The following is a 14,918-nucleotide window of genomic DNA, read 5'->3' as shown; positions in this document are numbered from 1 at the left end:
AGACCGGCCAGCGGCCGGTCTTGCTGCTTCTACCCCTTACACTTCATTCTCTTCTTTGCGATTCAGACTTTGTCAGCGTTTTAGTTGACTGAGGCATTCGCTTTTGGACGCTATCCTTATGCGCCTTGCCAAACTGCGATCATGACAACAAAGCCAAAACAACCGAATAGCTCAGGCATCAAAAGCGCCCCTAAAGGAGCGCTGGTTTCTAGACCTGAGGGTTAAGCCGCTAGCCAAAACCAACAGCCAAACCAATTTAACCGGTTTGGCGGCTGATTAGGCCGGTTATTCGGCCAGTTCTTTTTCCAGTTGCTGCGCCACGGCTTCGGGCGAACTGGAATGGCGGGCAAACAGTGAATAAGCCACAGGGATGACCAACAGGGTAAACAAGGTGGCCAGCAAAATGCCGGAGAGCACCACCACACCGATGACAAAACGGGTCTCGGCTCCGGCACCTTCGGCGAGCACCAGAGGCACGGCACCGGCGGCGGTGGTTATGCCTGTCATCAGTATGGGTCTGAGCCTTTGGTTGGCCGCCTGCAAAATAGCGGCATCAAAGTCGACACCTTTATCCCTGAGCTGGTTGGCAAATTCAACAATCAGAATACCGTTCTTGGCCGCCAGCCCCACCAACATGATGATGCCTATCTGGCTGTAGATATTCAAACTTTGACCGGTCAGCAACAAACCCACCAAGGCGCCCACGGTTGCCAGCGGCACAGTCAGCATGATCACCATGGGGTGAATATAGCTCTCAAACTGCGCCGCCAATACCAGGAACACTATCCCCAGTGCCAGCAGGAACACGAAGTACATGGAGCTGCCGGACTCCTGATAGTCGAGCGACTGGCCTTTGTAGCTTATCAAGGCTTCTGCCGGCAGATAGGTGTGGGCCAAATCATTGAGATAATCGAGCGCCTCACCCAGGCTGTAACCTTCCGCCAAGCTGGCCTCCAGCGTAATGGCCCGCATCCGGTTGTAGCGGTGGAGCTGACTGGCGTCGGCAAACTCCTCTATGCTGACCAGGTTCGAGAGCGGGATCAGCTGCTTGCTGCGATCTGAGCGCACATAGATATTCTGCATATCCGAGGCGGTGTTTTGGCTGTCGCGGTTCCCCTCAATGATCACGTCATACTCTTCACCGTCGCGCATAAAGGTAGTCACCAGGCGTGAACCCAACATGGACTCAAGCGTGCGCCCTATATGAGCGATGGAAACCCCGAGATCGGCCGCCCTGTCTTTGTCGATAACGACTCTGAGCTGGGGCTTGGTTTCCTTGTAGTCATGATCCAAACCGACGAGATTGGGGTTTTCCGCCGCTTTTTCGAGCATGATGTCGCGCCATCTGGCAAGCTCCTCATAACTGGGGCCGCCAATGACAAACTGCACAGGTTTGCCCACTCCACGGCCAAAGGCCTGACGCATTACAGGAAACGCCCTGACACCGGCGAGATCGGCCAGCCTGGCACGGACATCATTGATGATCTCCTTGGCGGGACGGCGCTGGCCCCAGTCATTGAGCACTATGATCGCCATACCGTTGGAGAAGTTGGCCGAGCCGCCCCAACCACGAGGCGCACGGATCAACAAACGCTTGATTTCGTCGCTGTCGACCAGAGGCATCAAACGTTGCTCCACCTCGTTCATATAGGCTTCAATATATTCATAGCTGGCACCCTCCGGGCCGTTGACCATCAGGAACATAGATCCCCTGTCTTCTTCCGGCGCAAACTCCTGCGGGATCAGTTTAACCATGTAGGCACTGGCCCCAAGAGCTGCTACCACCAACAGGGAAACCAGCAAGGGGTGCTTCATGGCGCCGGTGAGGCTGCGGCTGTAAAAGCCTGCCAGAGCGTTCATTCCCTTGTCGACCTGGCGCATCAACCAGGTATCCTGGCTCGCGGGTTTAAGCAGCTTGGAACACATCATGGGGCTGAGTGTCAGTGCCACTATCGAGGAAAACAACACGGCGGCACTCATGGTGACGGCAAACTCTTTAAACAGCTTACCGAGATCGCCATCGAGGAAGGTGATTGGCATAAATACCGCCACCAACACAGCCGTAGTGGCAATAACCGCAAAGGCCACCTCACGGGCGCCGAGGAAAGCGGCTTTCAATGGACTGTCGCCCTCTTCGATGCGGCGGTGAATGTTTTCCAGCATCACGATGGCATCATCCACCACCATGCCGATAGCCAGGATCATCGCCAGCAGAGTCAAGAGGTTAATTGTGTATCCCAAGGCGTAGAGCACGATAAAAGTGGCCAGCAGGGATACAGGCACAGTCAGCGCCGGGATCAACATGGCGCGCACACTGCCAAGGAACAGGTAGATGACGATGATCACCAGAATAATGGCGATAAACAGCGTCTGATACACTTCATCGATAGAGGCTTCGATAAACACTGAGCTGTCGTAGGAGCGTTTGATCTCCATACCCTGGGGCAGAGTCGGGTTGATCTCATCCACCAGTTTATTCACCGCTCGCGCCACTTCCAAAGTATTGGCGGTAGACTGTTTGGAGACCCCCAAGCCTATCATGGCTTCGCCGTTACCACGGAACATGATCCGCTCTTCTTCCGAGCCGATTTCGACCCTGGCCACATCCCCGAGCTTAACCAGGTAGCCATCGTCCCCTTGGGTCAGCACCAGATTGGCAAAGTCTTCGGCGGTGCGAAAGCTGCGTTCAAGCCGCACGGTAAAGTGACGTTCCTTGGATTCGATGGAGCCGGCCGGCAGTTCGACGTTTTCCGATCTCAGGGCCGCTTCGACGTCGGCTACGGTTAGGTTGCGGGCCGCCAGTGCCTGGCGGTCAATCCAGACCCGCATGGCGTAAACCTTGCCGCCACCGACACGCATATTGGCCACCCCGTCGATGACGGAGAATCTGTCGGTGAGGTAACGGCGGGCATAGTCGGTGAGCTGCAAAGTGGTCATCTGATCCGACACCAGATTAAGCCACATGATCACTTCATCGCCGCCATTGGCCTTTTGCACCTCCGGCGGATCGGCCTCTTCCGGCAAGTTATCCAGCAAACCGGCAATCCGGTCACGGACATCGTTGGCGGCGGCTTCAATATCGCGGTCAATATCAAACTCAAGCACCACAGAGGAGCGGCCATCTGTGCTGGAAGAGTCGATATGACGTATGCCTTCAACGCCACTGATCCTGTCTTCAATCAGTTGAGTGATACGGCTTTCCACCACAGAGGCACTGGCGCCACGGTAGCTGGTATCTATCGAGACTATCGGCGGGTCGATATCCGGGTATTCGCGTAGTGGCAACTTACCGAAGGACACCAGACCGAAAGCGATCAACAGCAGGCTGATGACCGAGGCGAAAACCGGCCGTTTAACGGAAATGTCTGTCAGTATCATGCTGTGGTCTTCGCCTCTTCAGCCGTCAGGAAGCTGAAATGTTCCTTGAACTCCACCTTGACCTTGTCACCGGGACGGACCTTGAGGATCCCGCGAATGATCACCTGCTCACCCAGCTCAACGCCTTCGAGAATTTCCACCCAGCCACGGCTGCGCAGCCCAATAGTAACCTGACGTTGTTCCACCACACCTTCACTGTTGGCCAGATAGATGTAGTGACGGTTTTGAATAGGAATAATGGCCGACTCAGGCAGCAACAACGCCTCACGGTTTTGCTTGATAAGCTTGACCTTCATCAACATGCCCGGTAGCAGTTGACCATCGGGGTTGGGGATTTCGGCGCGCACCACTACTGCCCGTGTGGTTGGGTTAACCCGGCTGTCGATGGAAACAACCTTGCCGCGAAACAGCTTATCCGGGTAAGCGACCGCGCTGGCTTCCACGATTTTGCCCGGCAACAAGTCCTGAATAAAACGCTCGGGAACCGAGAAATCCAGCTTGATCACCGAGATATCATCCAAGGTGGTGATCACCACTCCCGGGGTGACCAGGCTGCCGACCGAGACCTGGCGTAAACCCAGGCGACCATTGAAGGGGGCGGTGATCTGTCTGTCCCGCAGCGCCGCCTGTGCCTGCTCGACTTCGGCTCTGGCACTTTCTATCAGAGTTTGCAGTCGGTCGCGCTCGGTTTCTGCGACTGTCTTGCTGGTGACCAGAGAGCTGATGCGGTCGAACTCGCGGGTATTCTCCCGCACCTTGATCCTGGCCAGTTCCACTCTGGCCTGCTGCTCGGCGTCCTGCAGCTTGGCAAGCAGTTGCCCTTGCTTGACTATCTGACCATCATCGAAGCGAATCGAGGTCACCACATCGCTGACCTTGGGGGTAATGGTGACTGACTCATAGGCTTTGGAAGTGCCAAGGGCCTCCACTTCATCCCGCACAGCCTGAATGGCTGCCTTATACACCACAACATTGGGTACCGGGCGGGCCTTTCTCTCCGCCGGGGCTTGCTGCTGATGCCATTGTTGATAACCAATGGCTGCGGCCGCCAGTAGTACCAAAAGGAGTATTATTTTTTTCATTGATTGTCCGAAGGTACAGAGTTTTATGGGTAAAACAGTTTACTCTGCGACTTATCGGCTTCAATACGTTTTACCTTTTCTTACAAATTACATTTATTTGACACAGATACACACACAGTTAAAACAACTGCATCAAAGCCGCCGAAACAAAGATACAGGCTATAGATTGACTCAAAAACCAAGGACTATTCTGCAAATGACTTTACAAACAGGGAGGCGTTGATTTCATCTCTCGTGCGGTAAAGATGAAGGAGTAGGACAAATATCAAACAAAAACATTATAAATTAAATGGTTATAAATGGCTGGTGCTGAGAAAGCCACAGAACTTCGGTACCGACTTTTGGCACCCAAGGGCAGTAATAGGCTTATGAGGAGATCAAAAAAGGCGCCGAAATCGGCGCCTTTTCAATCACACTCTCTGATATAAACCCGTAGAGCTTAACGCACTTTACGATCTTCGCGCATCAAATCCGCCAGGTTCTGATAGACGGCTTCAATGGTCTCATTCGCGAGCGGTTGGTCGGCCACATCGTGCAGGCGGATCTCAGTCTGCTCTTTGTTGGCGGCACTTTCCTGCAGCAATAAACGATAGCTGCCCTCTTTAAGCGCTAACTTGTTATCGCCCCACAGGGAACTCCAGAAGCCGGAGTTGTCATTCAAGTTAACGTAGAACAAACCTTTGCTTGAGTCCATGTCCACCACTTCCAAACCAAGCTCAGGCAGTACTATCCGCAGACGATCCCAGGTACGCTTGAATGGCGCATCAGCCACCCAGTAGCTCTCGCTGTCGCCGCCCTGATGCAATGACATATCAATACCCAGACTCTGCTTGATACGGTTGGCCTTGATCATCTGCTCCCGTTTGAGGCTCATATAGGCCACGGCGCTGTTGAGCATGTCTATGGTGTAACGGCGCTTATCTTCACCACTGAGCAGTACCGGCAGCTCTGAACCGTCGTAATGCTCTTCGTGATCTATGAGGTTGATCACCAGGTTGCCTGTGCGGCCATGAGGACGAACTTCGACATCGAAACGGAAACGCTGGCGCAGCTGGTAGACTTTATCGCTGCCAAACCAGGAAGAATCGAGCACCTGCTCTGTTTCAATCCAATCTGTTTCGATAGCGCCTTTATCATAATCTTCAGAGACTATGCCATAGCCTTGCTTTTGCAGATAACCCTTAACCGTGCTGAAGATCTCCTGTTTGAGATCAACGCTGTTGTCGATGGACTCAACCACCACTTTGATGTTGTCGCTGCCCTCTTCCACATGGGTGCCTTCAGCCATGGGCAGCACTTGCAAAGGCGGACGAATATCGAGTTTTTCACCAACAAACTCAGCATTACTCTTGGCGCCCGCTTGCGGGATCTCAAACTCTTTACTGAACCTTGGGGTGTCCAATCCTTCCGGGATCACCAAGGGAGCTGAAGTGCCGGCTTCAACATACTCGAAGTTGCCATTGGCCTGACGACGGTCAATCGGCGTACTGCAGGCTGAAACTGCGACAACCAGCACTAAGGGGGAAACTTGCTTTAGCATTAAATTATTCAACCTCTATCCCGGCTTTTTGCATTGCGTTAAGCAACAGACCATGAAACTCCTTGGAAAGTTCAGTCAAAGGCAAACGAATTGTGCCTTCGCTGATGAGTCCCATGCGATGGGCCGCCCACTTAACCGGTATTGGGTTAGCCTCACAAAAGAGTGCACTGTACAGGCCGCTCAGGGGTTCATCCACGGCTTTTGCCTCTGCCGCTCTTCCTTGCAGCGCCGCCTCACACATGGCCTTGAACGCCTTAGGGACGATATTGTTGGCAACCGAGATCACCCCGTTGCCACCAAGGGCCAGGAATTCGCGCGCCGTGGCATCATCACCGCTGAACAGCAGAAAATCATCGCCGCAAAGCTCACGCAGCAGTTTAACCCGTGCGAGATCGCCTGTGGCTTCCTTCACCCCTATGATGTTGGGCACATCACAAAGTTGGGCAACGGTTTCCGGCTTCATGTCAACCGAAGTGCGGCCTGGAACGTTATACAGAATTTGGGGAACATCCGTACTGGCTGCAACCGCTTTATAATGGGCAACCAACCCCTTGGGAGTGGGCTTGTTGTAATAAGGTGTCACCCCCAGCATGGCAGCCACATCGAGTTTCGACAGGCCCTGGGTAAGCTCTATGGCTTCAGCGGTGGCATTGGCACCATTACCGCCTATGACGGGAATACGGCCTGCGGCAAAAGAAAGGGTTTGTGACACCACTTCGAGGTGTTCGCGAATGGGCAGAGTGGCAGATTCGCCTGTGGTACCAACTGCTACTATGGCATCGGTCCCCTGCTCGATATGAAATTCCACCAAACGCTCGAGACTTGCAAAATCCACTGAGCCATCGCCTTGCATGGGCGTAATTAAGGCTACGATGCTTCCGTTTATCATCTTATGTCCCCAAGATTTCAGGATTCGCTATGGTACTGGTGCAGCCAGCCAATGACAAGCACTGTCAGGGCTAACAAATCGAATTAGTTGTGGTAGCATGGTTGACCGCACAAAAAACTCAGCTCAAAGGGGCTGAGTTTTCGCTCTATGATACCGGAAATATGAGGAAAATTCATGACCAACTACCTGGTCGTTACCGCTATGGGGGCCGACCGTCCCGGCCTGGTCAGCAAACTGGCAAGATTAGCCAGTGATTGCGACTGTGACATAGTCGACAGCCGCATGGCGCTGTTCGGCAACGAGTTTACTCTGATTATGATGTTGTCCGGCTCCTGGGCATCCATTACCAAGATAGAAACCAGCCTTCCCAGTCTCAGTGTCGAACTTGAACTGATGACGGTAATGAAGCGCACCTCCAAGCACACGCCGCAAAACTACATCTCGCGCATTGAAGTGACTTTCAACGGTCAGGACCAGCGCGGCACCATGAAGCGCATCTCCCAGTTCCTGGCAGACAGGTCCTTGGATCTCGGTGCGGTGCGCTCCTACTCGGAAGAGCTGCCGGACGGCAGCCAGACTCAGCACGTTTTCCTGGCCATCAATATCCCGGAAAAGGTCGAATTGGATAAACTGGAAACCAGCATCCAGGCCTTGGCCGAAGAGATGTCCCTGACCTGCAACATCAAACGTATGCAGGGTATTGCGGTCCCCAAAGCCGATTGAATCCCACTCATCCCAGATAAAGATCAAAAGGATTGAACGCATGAACACCTTAAAAGCAGGCGACAAAGCGCCACTCTTCACCCTAAAAAACCAAAACGATGAAAATATTTCACTGCAAGATTGCCTGAAAAAAGGCCGGGTACTGGTGTATTTCTACCCCAAGGCGATGACGCCGGGTTGCACAGTGCAAGCCTGTGGCCTGAGAGACAGCAAGGCGGAACTGGACGAATTCAATGTAACCGTGCTTGGAATAAGCACAGATCCCGTGGCGAGACTGGGCAAGTTTATCGATAAGCATGAGCTCAACTTCACCCTGCTCAGCGATGAAGACCACGCAGTAGCCGATGCCTTCGGTGTCTGGGGCGAGAAAAAATTTATGGGCAAAGTTTATGATGGCCTGCATCGCCTGAGTTTCCTGATTGACCAGGATGGCACCATCTGCCACAGGTTCGACAAGTTCAAGACCAAAGATCATCATCAAGTGGTGCTGGACTATCTCAAGGGATAAACCCCACGGCTACTTTGCCGGCTCCTATTGCCGGCATTCACTGCATCCCCAAGCCAGAGACATTAAAAAGCCCGCAATGCGGTAATGCCGATCAGTTAAGACAGATCGCTTGACGATCTCACTGAAAGGATCAAAATCCGATGACCCCATGTCATCGGATTTTTTTATGCAACTTTCAGAAGCTTTGGCGCGTACTCATATCAATCGTCTTACCGAATTCACCTGTCTGGCCGATGTACTTGAGCCTGAGTTAATTCAGTCGTGCCTTGATTCACATGGTGTTGCCAGTTTAAGACGACGTAAGTTACCTATGGATGCCATGATTTGGGCGGTGATTGGTATGGCTCTGTTCAGAGGCGAGTCCGTCCGTTCACTCATCAATAAGCTTGATATCGTCTTACCGCAAGAGGTGGATTACGTTGCGCGCAGTGCTGTCACGCAAGCGCGTAAGCGATTGGGCTCTGACGTTGTTCAGGATGTGTTTAAGCGAAGTGCCAAGACCTGGCATGAAAGAGCAGAGCATCCTCATTGGTGTGGGCTCAACCTCTACGGTGTCGATGGTGTCGTGTGGCGAACACCTGATAGTGAGCAAAACAATCAGGTGTTCGCCAAAACCGCCAACGCTTCTGGTGATGCTGCCTATCCTCAAATTCGCATGGTTTGCATGATGGAGTTAAGCAGCCACCTGGTATTGAACAGTGCCTTTGATTCTGTTGCTGTCAGTGAAATGAATTTAGCCGCCGAACTGATATCAAGCATACCCAATAACAGCCTGACGCTGTTTGACAGAGGCTTTTATTCGTTGGGGCTTTTGCACGCCTGGCAACAGGCTCAACCGAACAGTCACTGGCTGCTGCCGTTGAAGAAAGGGACACAATATGAAGTGGTACGCTCTTTAGGAAAACACGACCAACTGGTGCAGTTAGCCACCACGCCTCAAGCCAGAAAGAAGTGGCCTATGCTACCTGACAATATTGAAGCTCGCTTACTGACAAAGACGATAAAAGGTAAGTCGGTTTCCATTTTGACCTCATTAACAGACCCCTTGCGTTATCCGGGGGCAGAGATAGCGGATTTATATGCCCATCGATGGGAGATAGAAGTGGGCTATCGGGAGATGAAGCAGCATCTTCTGGAGAGTCGCTTTACGTTGCGTAGTCAATTGCCAGAGTTGGTTATCCAAGAATTGTGGGGGGTACTATTGGCCTATAACCTCATCAGATACAAGATGATGTTGATGGCTAAGAGCTTACCGTCGTTACATCCGAACCAATTAAGCTTTAGAGATGCATCGAGTTATATCATTTTTAAACTGACTCAACTGTCATCTCAAACGCCTGGAAATGTCCCGAGAGAGGTCTTGGACATAGTGCGTAATGCGAGGCAGTTCAAGCTTGATGGGAAACGGGATAGAGCCTATCCACGTGCGTTAAAAATGAGTAAAAACAAGTATCCCATTAAGCCTAAGAAAAATGCCGTTCACACTAAGTGAACGGCATTACTTCAGGGCGCGTTTTTTATTGGCTGAATATCGGTTTAGCTACAGATTTTTACGCCGGCTTAAAGGGCTGCACTCTGTCGCAAACCGCGCCGAGCAAAGGTTTGTCGTGAGAGATCACCAGCAAGGTCAATTGCCTATCATGGGCTATCTGCAATAGTTGCTGCCAAAGCCTTTGCTGACTCACCATATCGAGCTGTGCCGTGATTTCATCACAGATAAGCAGCCTGGTTTCCGGCACCAGTGCCCTGAGAATATTGAGCCTTTGCAGCTCACCGCCGGAAAGGCCGCCGGGGCGTGATGCCAGCCAGCGTCTGAGTTCAGACTCGGCCACGCCGAGCATGGGCAAGAGATGAGCATAATCACGCCCCTGCCAACTCTCATTCAAGGATTGCGCCAGGGTCAATCTGGGGTTGAACGCCTGCTCCGGCTGCTGAATAACCCACTGAATGGGTGAAGGACGGCCGCGAACCTGCTTGAGCGCCTGACTGCATTCAAGCTTTCCCGCCGCAAGCGGCATCAAGCCTGTGAGTATCGCCGCCATGGTAGACTTGCCGCAGCCACTGTCACCCCAGATCCCGAGAATTTCGGCGCGATTAATGGCTATCTCAGGCAACTCGATAACCTTGCTACGCCGGTAAGCCAAGCCACCACTGAGTGAAAGCAGCGGCGATAATGATGCAGACGACAAAGGTGCGCTTTCAAGCTCTAAAGCAGAGCCGGATTGAGCCGGTTTTGTTTGCAAAGAATTTAGACTCATGCGCGCCTCCGACAAGGCGAGTTGTTGAAACTATCCAGGCTGTCACCATGGGGCTTTTGTTGACTAGCGGCTTGACTAGCAGATTGGCCAGCGAATTGACTAGTAGACTGGTTATCGAGTCGGCTATTGAGTTGACTCTTGGGCTCGCCATTCGATTCAGCATCAGCCAAGCGACAGCTGCCGGCAGGCCAGTTTTCCGGCAATGCCGCCAGCAAGGAGTGGCTGTAGCTGCCTTCACTTTCACACTTATCTCCCAGCTTATGCCCGGCAAGACTCGCCCGCAGACTGGCGCTATCCGTCACCTCGGCGAGCCGGCCGCGGCGCAGCAGATACAGTTCGGCATCCAAAGCCAATACAGCCCTGAGGTTATGGCTGATAACCAGCACCGCCTTGGGGCTGGCGTCTAAACCCAGCCGCTGCTGCAAGGCGCCGCTGGCAACGTCATTGAGTAAGGCGTAAAGCTCAGTGGCGGCAAGCTCATCCAGGCCGCAGCAAGGCTCATCGGCCAGCAGTAGATCCGGCGCCTGCAGCAGGGCCTGCGCCAGCAACACCCGCCGGGCCATACCGCCGGAGAGCATGGGGGGATAAGCCGCCAGGATCTCAGTTGTGATACCCAGCTCGTCATACAGAGCCTGCCGATAAGGACGCATGGCATCATCACAGTACCAGTCGAGCAATTCGCTTATCTTAATGTTGGCGTCCAGTACCTGGGTACTTTGAGTGCAAAGCGCCGTCTTCTGTGGCCGCATCAAGCCAGAGCATTGCATGACTATCCCCTTTGGCAAACTGCCCATGATAGCCAGCGCCAGCAAGCTCTTACCGGCACCGCTCTCCCCCAGCACTGCGGTAACCTGTCCTGGAACCACCTCAATATTGAGCCCATCCAGCAAGGTTCTGCCATTGCTATCTTTCAGGGTTAAATCTGTCACTTGGGTATGAATAGCGGCGGCGGGGTTAACATGGTTTGAGGAAAATAAATCACTTTTGGACTCCATGGCATTGGTGCCCGGTAACTTAGGCGCAGCCACACCGTTTCTGGCAAACTGGATCAGATTTTCGGCAAGCTTAGACAGCAGCAGAATAAAGCTCAGCAACAAGAGCCCGGGGAACAGCGCCAGCCACCATTGGCCAAGCAACAGATAGCGATTGGCCTCAGCCAGCAGTTCGCCCATGGAGGGCGCGTTGCTGTCGAGGCCAAAGCCAAGAAAGCTCAGCGCCGCGACATGGAGCAAGGCATGCGGAAACAAGTTGAGCCCGCCAATCAGCCACTGTGGCATAATGTGAGGCCATAAGTGGCGCATGCGGGTGCTGAACCTGGAGCCGCCGAAACCCAGAGCCAAACTGACATAGGGCTGAGCCAGGATTTCATCCATTTCCAACAAGAGTAAACGGGTCAGTCTCGGCCAGTGGCTCAAAGCCAGGGCCGCTATCACCCCATATTCCTGGCCGCCAAAGGCCAACGCCAGTAAGATAAGCAGCAACAGATGTGGCAGCGACATACAGAGATCGCAACCGAGCAATACAGCCTGGCGCCATCTGGATCCGGTTTGCGCCAGCAAGGCCAGCAGCAGTGCCAGCGAGCTACTGAGCAATACCGCCAGCGCGCCTATCCACAGACTTTTGAGCATGGCCGCGCCGCTGCGTTCGGCCATATCACGCCCAAGCCAATCCGTTCCCATGGGATGAGCCCAGGATGGCCCCTGACTCTTGGCCAGCAGGTTAAGCTCACTGGCATGGTTGCCAAATAGCACGCAGAGTGCCGTCAGCAAGAGAAGTCCGCAAACCGGCCAAATCCAGATGGCGACGCGGCGGCCATCCTTTACCTGAAGGGTTTTCAAATAGAGCGTTAAACCGCCCATCATGCCTGCACCCCAGCGGCATGAGTCGAACCCCCACTGAGCCTGCCGCGCTGCAATCTGGCGCTGATAAGCTCGGCGGCCAGGTTACCGCAAAACACAAACAGCGCCGAAAACAGGGTGATCCCCATCAGCAAGGGCGCATCGTTGCCGAGTCCTGCCTTGACCAAAGCACTACCGAGTCCGGGGAAGTTGAACACGGTTTCGGCGAGAATAGATCCGCCGAAAAGCTCGGCAAAAGAAGCAAAGTGCAGCACAATCGCAGGTTTCAAACTATTGGCAAAGATATGCTTCTTGAATATCGCAAGACGACCTTTGCCGTGACTTTGGGCATATCCCACATATTCGCTGTGGTAGAGATCCAGTACCTTTTCCCGGGTGTGCAGCACCAAGGGCGATAGCTGGCTCAGCGTCAGGACAGTCAACGGCAAAGCAAGATGCAACAACATGCTGCCAAGGCTCTGCTCGGTAAAACTCAGCCCCAGCGGCGCGGCGCAGCACACGGGTGTCCAGGCCAGAGTGACAGAGAACAGGCTTATCATTATCATTGCCAACCAAAATGACGGAATGCTCGAAAGCAGCCAGGCAAAGCGTCTCAGCCAGCGATCGCAGAAACTCCCTTCGGTGATGGCACACAGCAGTCCTAGGCCATAACCGAGCAGCAGAGCCAATCCCCAGGAGAGCGCCATCAACAGCAGAGACAGCGGCAAGCGCTCGGCAATCACCTCAGAAACGCTCTGGCGAAACACCAGGCTCTGCCCCATATCGCCCCTCAGCAGCGCGGAAAAGTAGCTGCTGATCTGCTGCCAGAGTCCGGTGTCCAACCCCAGCTCGCGGATCATCTGGGTGCGCTGGGCATCGGATACCGCCAGCAGGTTACCGCCAAGGTAGTGGATTAAGGGATCGAGCGGCGATAATGACAAGAGCACAAACGCCAACAAACAAGCAAACAGTAACAACAGTGCAAGCCGTATTGAACGCAGCAAGGCGCCACGCCAGCAGACTGACGACCACTTTTGAGCCACTATCGGCTTGCAGGCTGACGCTGATTTCACGGACATTGCCAGCGCCACTGGTTGATATTATTGGTGATCGGCCAGCCATGGCCATGGGGCTCAACCAAGGGCTGTCCCAGGTACAAACACGGATTGGCGGCATACAGATGCTGCAGATTCACCAACCAGCTCCAGGGCACATCCTGGCTTATCTGCTGCTGCGCCTGCTGCCAGAATGCAATTGCGCTATCAACAGAATCTGCCTCGCGAGCCTTTTCCAGCGCCTTATCGACCAGCGGGTTTTGATAGTAGCCTGAGTTGAAATAGCCTTTGCCGGCATTGCGACTGTCGTAGATAAGCGCCATCTCATTGGCAGAAAGGCTACCAAAGCCAAAGAGTACCGGCGCCTGATGCATCACTCGATAGATGTTTTCCCAGCTGTCCGCCTTGGGCTCCACCTCGAACCCGGCCATTCTGGCCATCTGGGCACTGGCCAGCGCCAACTGCTCGCGAATGCTGTCTCCGGCCAGATAGTAGAGCGGGAATGTCAGCCGTCGCCCATTCTTTTCGCGAATGCCGTCTGCTCCCGGTAACCAACCGGCATTGGCCAAGAGTTCAGACGCTTTGAGTAAACGCTGTTTCAAGTCCCAGTCGGCCCAACCTGGAACCGCGCCGCCCCATGGCAAGTCATCGGCAATTGACCAGGCAGGTCTTGCATACCCTCCCAGCAAGCCATCGACAAGTTGCTGGCGGTCGATCACCATATCGAAGGCTTGGCGCACCGCCAATTCACTGGTGACCGGGTTATCTTCTGCTCGCATCGGCCAGGCAATGCCGCGGTTATCGACGCTGGTTTGTGACCACAGGCGATAATTGCCCTGCTCCATCAGGGCATCGGCATATCTGGGTGCCAGCGCCGAGAGTTGCAACTGCCCGGTTCTGAGCATGGCAAAGCGGCTGTCTTCGTCGGCAAAGACGATGACCAATTTGTCGAAAAAGGGCTTTTTCAGCAACGGGTTGTCGGGATCGGCACTCTGATATCTGGGGTTGGCTTCCAGGATCAACTGCTGCCCCTTATCCCAGCGGCGCATTTTATAGGGCCCCGAGCCTATGGGATGCTGACCATAATCCGGGCCGTAACTGTCGCTTGGCACTATCGCCAACTCTGCCAAGGTATCGATAAAGCCAATATCAGCCTGCTTGAGGGTGAATTCGACTTGCAGTTCAGACTTTTGCTCCACCCAGGCAAGATTGGACAAGTCCTGCATGCCTGCTCCTTTTCTGGCGAGCTCAAAGGTAAAGGCGACATCCTCTGCATTAAGCGGGCTGCCGTCACTGAACACCAGATTGGGCCTCAGGGTTACTGTCCATTTGAGCCTGTCCGGGCTCAGGGTCCAATCACTGGCGAGATCGCCGATAAACTCACCACCGCCGGCGCGGCGCAGCAAGGCAGATTGAATAAGCGGATTATTGTAACGCCCCCAGCCAAGGATGGGGTCAAAGCCACCATCGGGCTCGGCGCCCAGCACCATAACCAAAGGCTTTGGGCTATTGGAAGCATCTACAGAGGAAGGCAATACAGCAAGCAGCGAAGTGCACAATAAAGCGCCCAAACCAAGTAAACGACCAGGCTTTGAGAATGGCTGCCCGTGCCATAGAGGAAGCTTGCCTTGCTCGCGTTGGGAATTG

General features: G+C 53.8%; 11 protein-coding genes. 3 read left to right on the top strand and 8 right to left on the bottom strand.

What is annotated here, in order from left to right; all coding sequences use genetic code 11:
* Positions 1-285 precede the first annotated feature (285 nt).
* From ACSHSR_RS10260 to dapA, 4 genes are all read right to left on the bottom strand, one after another.
* A complete protein-coding gene (locus ACSHSR_RS10260) occupies positions 286-3,378 on the bottom strand; it encodes an efflux RND transporter permease subunit (protein WP_479631471.1) in 3,093 nt (1,030 codons plus the stop codon).
* Complete coding sequence (locus ACSHSR_RS10255; RefSeq protein ID WP_025009714.1) at positions 3,375-4,460, bottom strand: efflux RND transporter periplasmic adaptor subunit; 1,086 nt, start codon at positions 4,458-4,460, stop codon at positions 3,375-3,377. Before ACSHSR_RS10255 ends, ACSHSR_RS10260 begins: the two co-directional genes overlap by 4 nt.
* Positions 4,461-4,899: 439 nt before the next feature.
* Positions 4,900-6,000, bottom strand: coding sequence for an outer membrane protein assembly factor BamC (bamC, locus tag ACSHSR_RS10250; protein ID WP_025009713.1), 1,101 nt, complete (start codon positions 5,998-6,000; stop codon positions 4,900-4,902).
* Between the two features lie 4 nt (positions 6,001-6,004).
* On the bottom strand, positions 6,005-6,889 hold the full coding sequence (gene dapA / locus ACSHSR_RS10245) for a 4-hydroxy-tetrahydrodipicolinate synthase (RefSeq protein WP_479631470.1): 885 nt from the start codon (positions 6,887-6,889) through the stop codon (positions 6,005-6,007).
* Between the two features lie 174 nt (positions 6,890-7,063).
* Here dapA and ACSHSR_RS10240 point away from each other — a divergent pair, with 174 nt between their 5' ends.
* The 3 genes from ACSHSR_RS10240 (at position 7,064) to ACSHSR_RS10230 (ending at position 9,612) form a co-directional block, all read left to right on the top strand.
* Positions 7,064-7,612, top strand: coding sequence for a glycine cleavage system transcriptional repressor (locus tag ACSHSR_RS10240; RefSeq protein ID WP_025009712.1), 549 nt, complete (start codon positions 7,064-7,066; stop codon positions 7,610-7,612).
* Between the two features lie 40 nt (positions 7,613-7,652).
* The gene (gene bcp, locus ACSHSR_RS10235; protein ID WP_025889755.1) at positions 7,653-8,120 is read left to right on the top strand and encodes a thioredoxin-dependent thiol peroxidase; all 468 of its coding nucleotides are present in this window, start codon (positions 7,653-7,655) and stop codon (positions 8,118-8,120) included.
* A gap of 166 nt (positions 8,121-8,286) precedes the next feature.
* Entirely contained in the window at positions 8,287-9,612 is a 1,326-nt protein-coding gene (locus tag ACSHSR_RS10230) for an IS4 family transposase (protein ID WP_208184440.1), read from the top strand.
* Positions 9,613-9,670: 58 nt separating this feature from the next.
* Here ACSHSR_RS10230 and ACSHSR_RS10225 read toward each other — a convergent pair whose 3' ends face one another.
* The 4 genes from ACSHSR_RS10225 to ACSHSR_RS10210 are packed head-to-tail and all read right to left on the bottom strand — an operon-like array spanning position 9,671 to position 14,830.
* Positions 9,671-10,378: an ATP-binding cassette domain-containing protein gene (locus tag ACSHSR_RS10225; protein WP_208184773.1), complete on the bottom strand. Its 708-nt coding sequence runs from the start codon at positions 10,376-10,378 to the stop codon at positions 9,671-9,673.
* On the bottom strand, positions 10,375-12,240 hold the full coding sequence (locus ACSHSR_RS10220; RefSeq protein WP_208184774.1) for an ATP-binding cassette domain-containing protein: 1,866 nt from the start codon (positions 12,238-12,240) through the stop codon (positions 10,375-10,377). The genes ACSHSR_RS10225 and ACSHSR_RS10220 overlap by 4 nt, the downstream gene beginning before the upstream one ends.
* Positions 12,237-13,295: an ABC transporter permease gene (locus ACSHSR_RS10215; protein WP_107004852.1), complete on the bottom strand. Its 1,059-nt coding sequence runs from the start codon at positions 13,293-13,295 to the stop codon at positions 12,237-12,239. Before ACSHSR_RS10215 ends, ACSHSR_RS10220 begins: the two co-directional genes overlap by 4 nt.
* A complete protein-coding gene (locus ACSHSR_RS10210; protein ID WP_232785995.1) occupies positions 13,286-14,830 on the bottom strand; it encodes an ABC transporter substrate-binding protein in 1,545 nt (514 codons plus the stop codon). The genes ACSHSR_RS10215 and ACSHSR_RS10210 overlap by 10 nt, the downstream gene beginning before the upstream one ends.
* Positions 14,831-14,918 lie beyond the last annotated feature (88 nt).

Source organism: Shewanella sp. VK101, assembly GCF_056497865.1.
The sequence above is the reverse complement of the archived record's forward strand: the minus strand, read 5'-3'. Positions and strand labels throughout refer to the sequence as shown.

Excerpts from the sequence above, each read along its gene's own strand:
- ACSHSR_RS10230 (WP_208184440.1), top strand. The coding sequence starts at position 8,287 with ATGCAACTTTCAGAAGCTTTGGCGCGTACTCATATCAATCGTCTTACC.
- ACSHSR_RS10240 (WP_025009712.1), top strand. The coding sequence starts at position 7,064 with ATGACCAACTACCTGGTCGTTACCGCTATGGGGGCCGACCGTCCCGGC.
- ACSHSR_RS10215 (WP_107004852.1), bottom strand. The coding sequence starts at position 13,295 with ATGTCCGTGAAATCAGCGTCAGCCTGCAAGCCGATAGTGGCTCAAAAG.
- ACSHSR_RS10260 (WP_479631471.1), bottom strand. The coding sequence starts at position 3,378 with ATGATACTGACAGACATTTCCGTTAAACGGCCGGTTTTCGCCTCGGTC.
- ACSHSR_RS10220 (WP_208184774.1), bottom strand. The coding sequence starts at position 12,240 with ATGATGGGCGGTTTAACGCTCTATTTGAAAACCCTTCAGGTAAAGGAT.
- ACSHSR_RS10225 (WP_208184773.1), bottom strand. The coding sequence starts at position 10,378 with ATGAGTCTAAATTCTTTGCAAACAAAACCGGCTCAATCCGGCTCTGCT.
- bcp (WP_025889755.1), top strand. The coding sequence starts at position 7,653 with ATGAACACCTTAAAAGCAGGCGACAAAGCGCCACTCTTCACCCTAAAA.
- dapA (WP_479631470.1), bottom strand. The coding sequence starts at position 6,889 with ATGATAAACGGAAGCATCGTAGCCTTAATTACGCCCATGCAAGGCGAT.
- ACSHSR_RS10255 (WP_025009714.1), bottom strand. The coding sequence starts at position 4,460 with ATGAAAAAAATAATACTCCTTTTGGTACTACTGGCGGCCGCAGCCATT.
- bamC (WP_025009713.1), bottom strand. The coding sequence starts at position 6,000 with ATGCTAAAGCAAGTTTCCCCCTTAGTGCTGGTTGTCGCAGTTTCAGCC.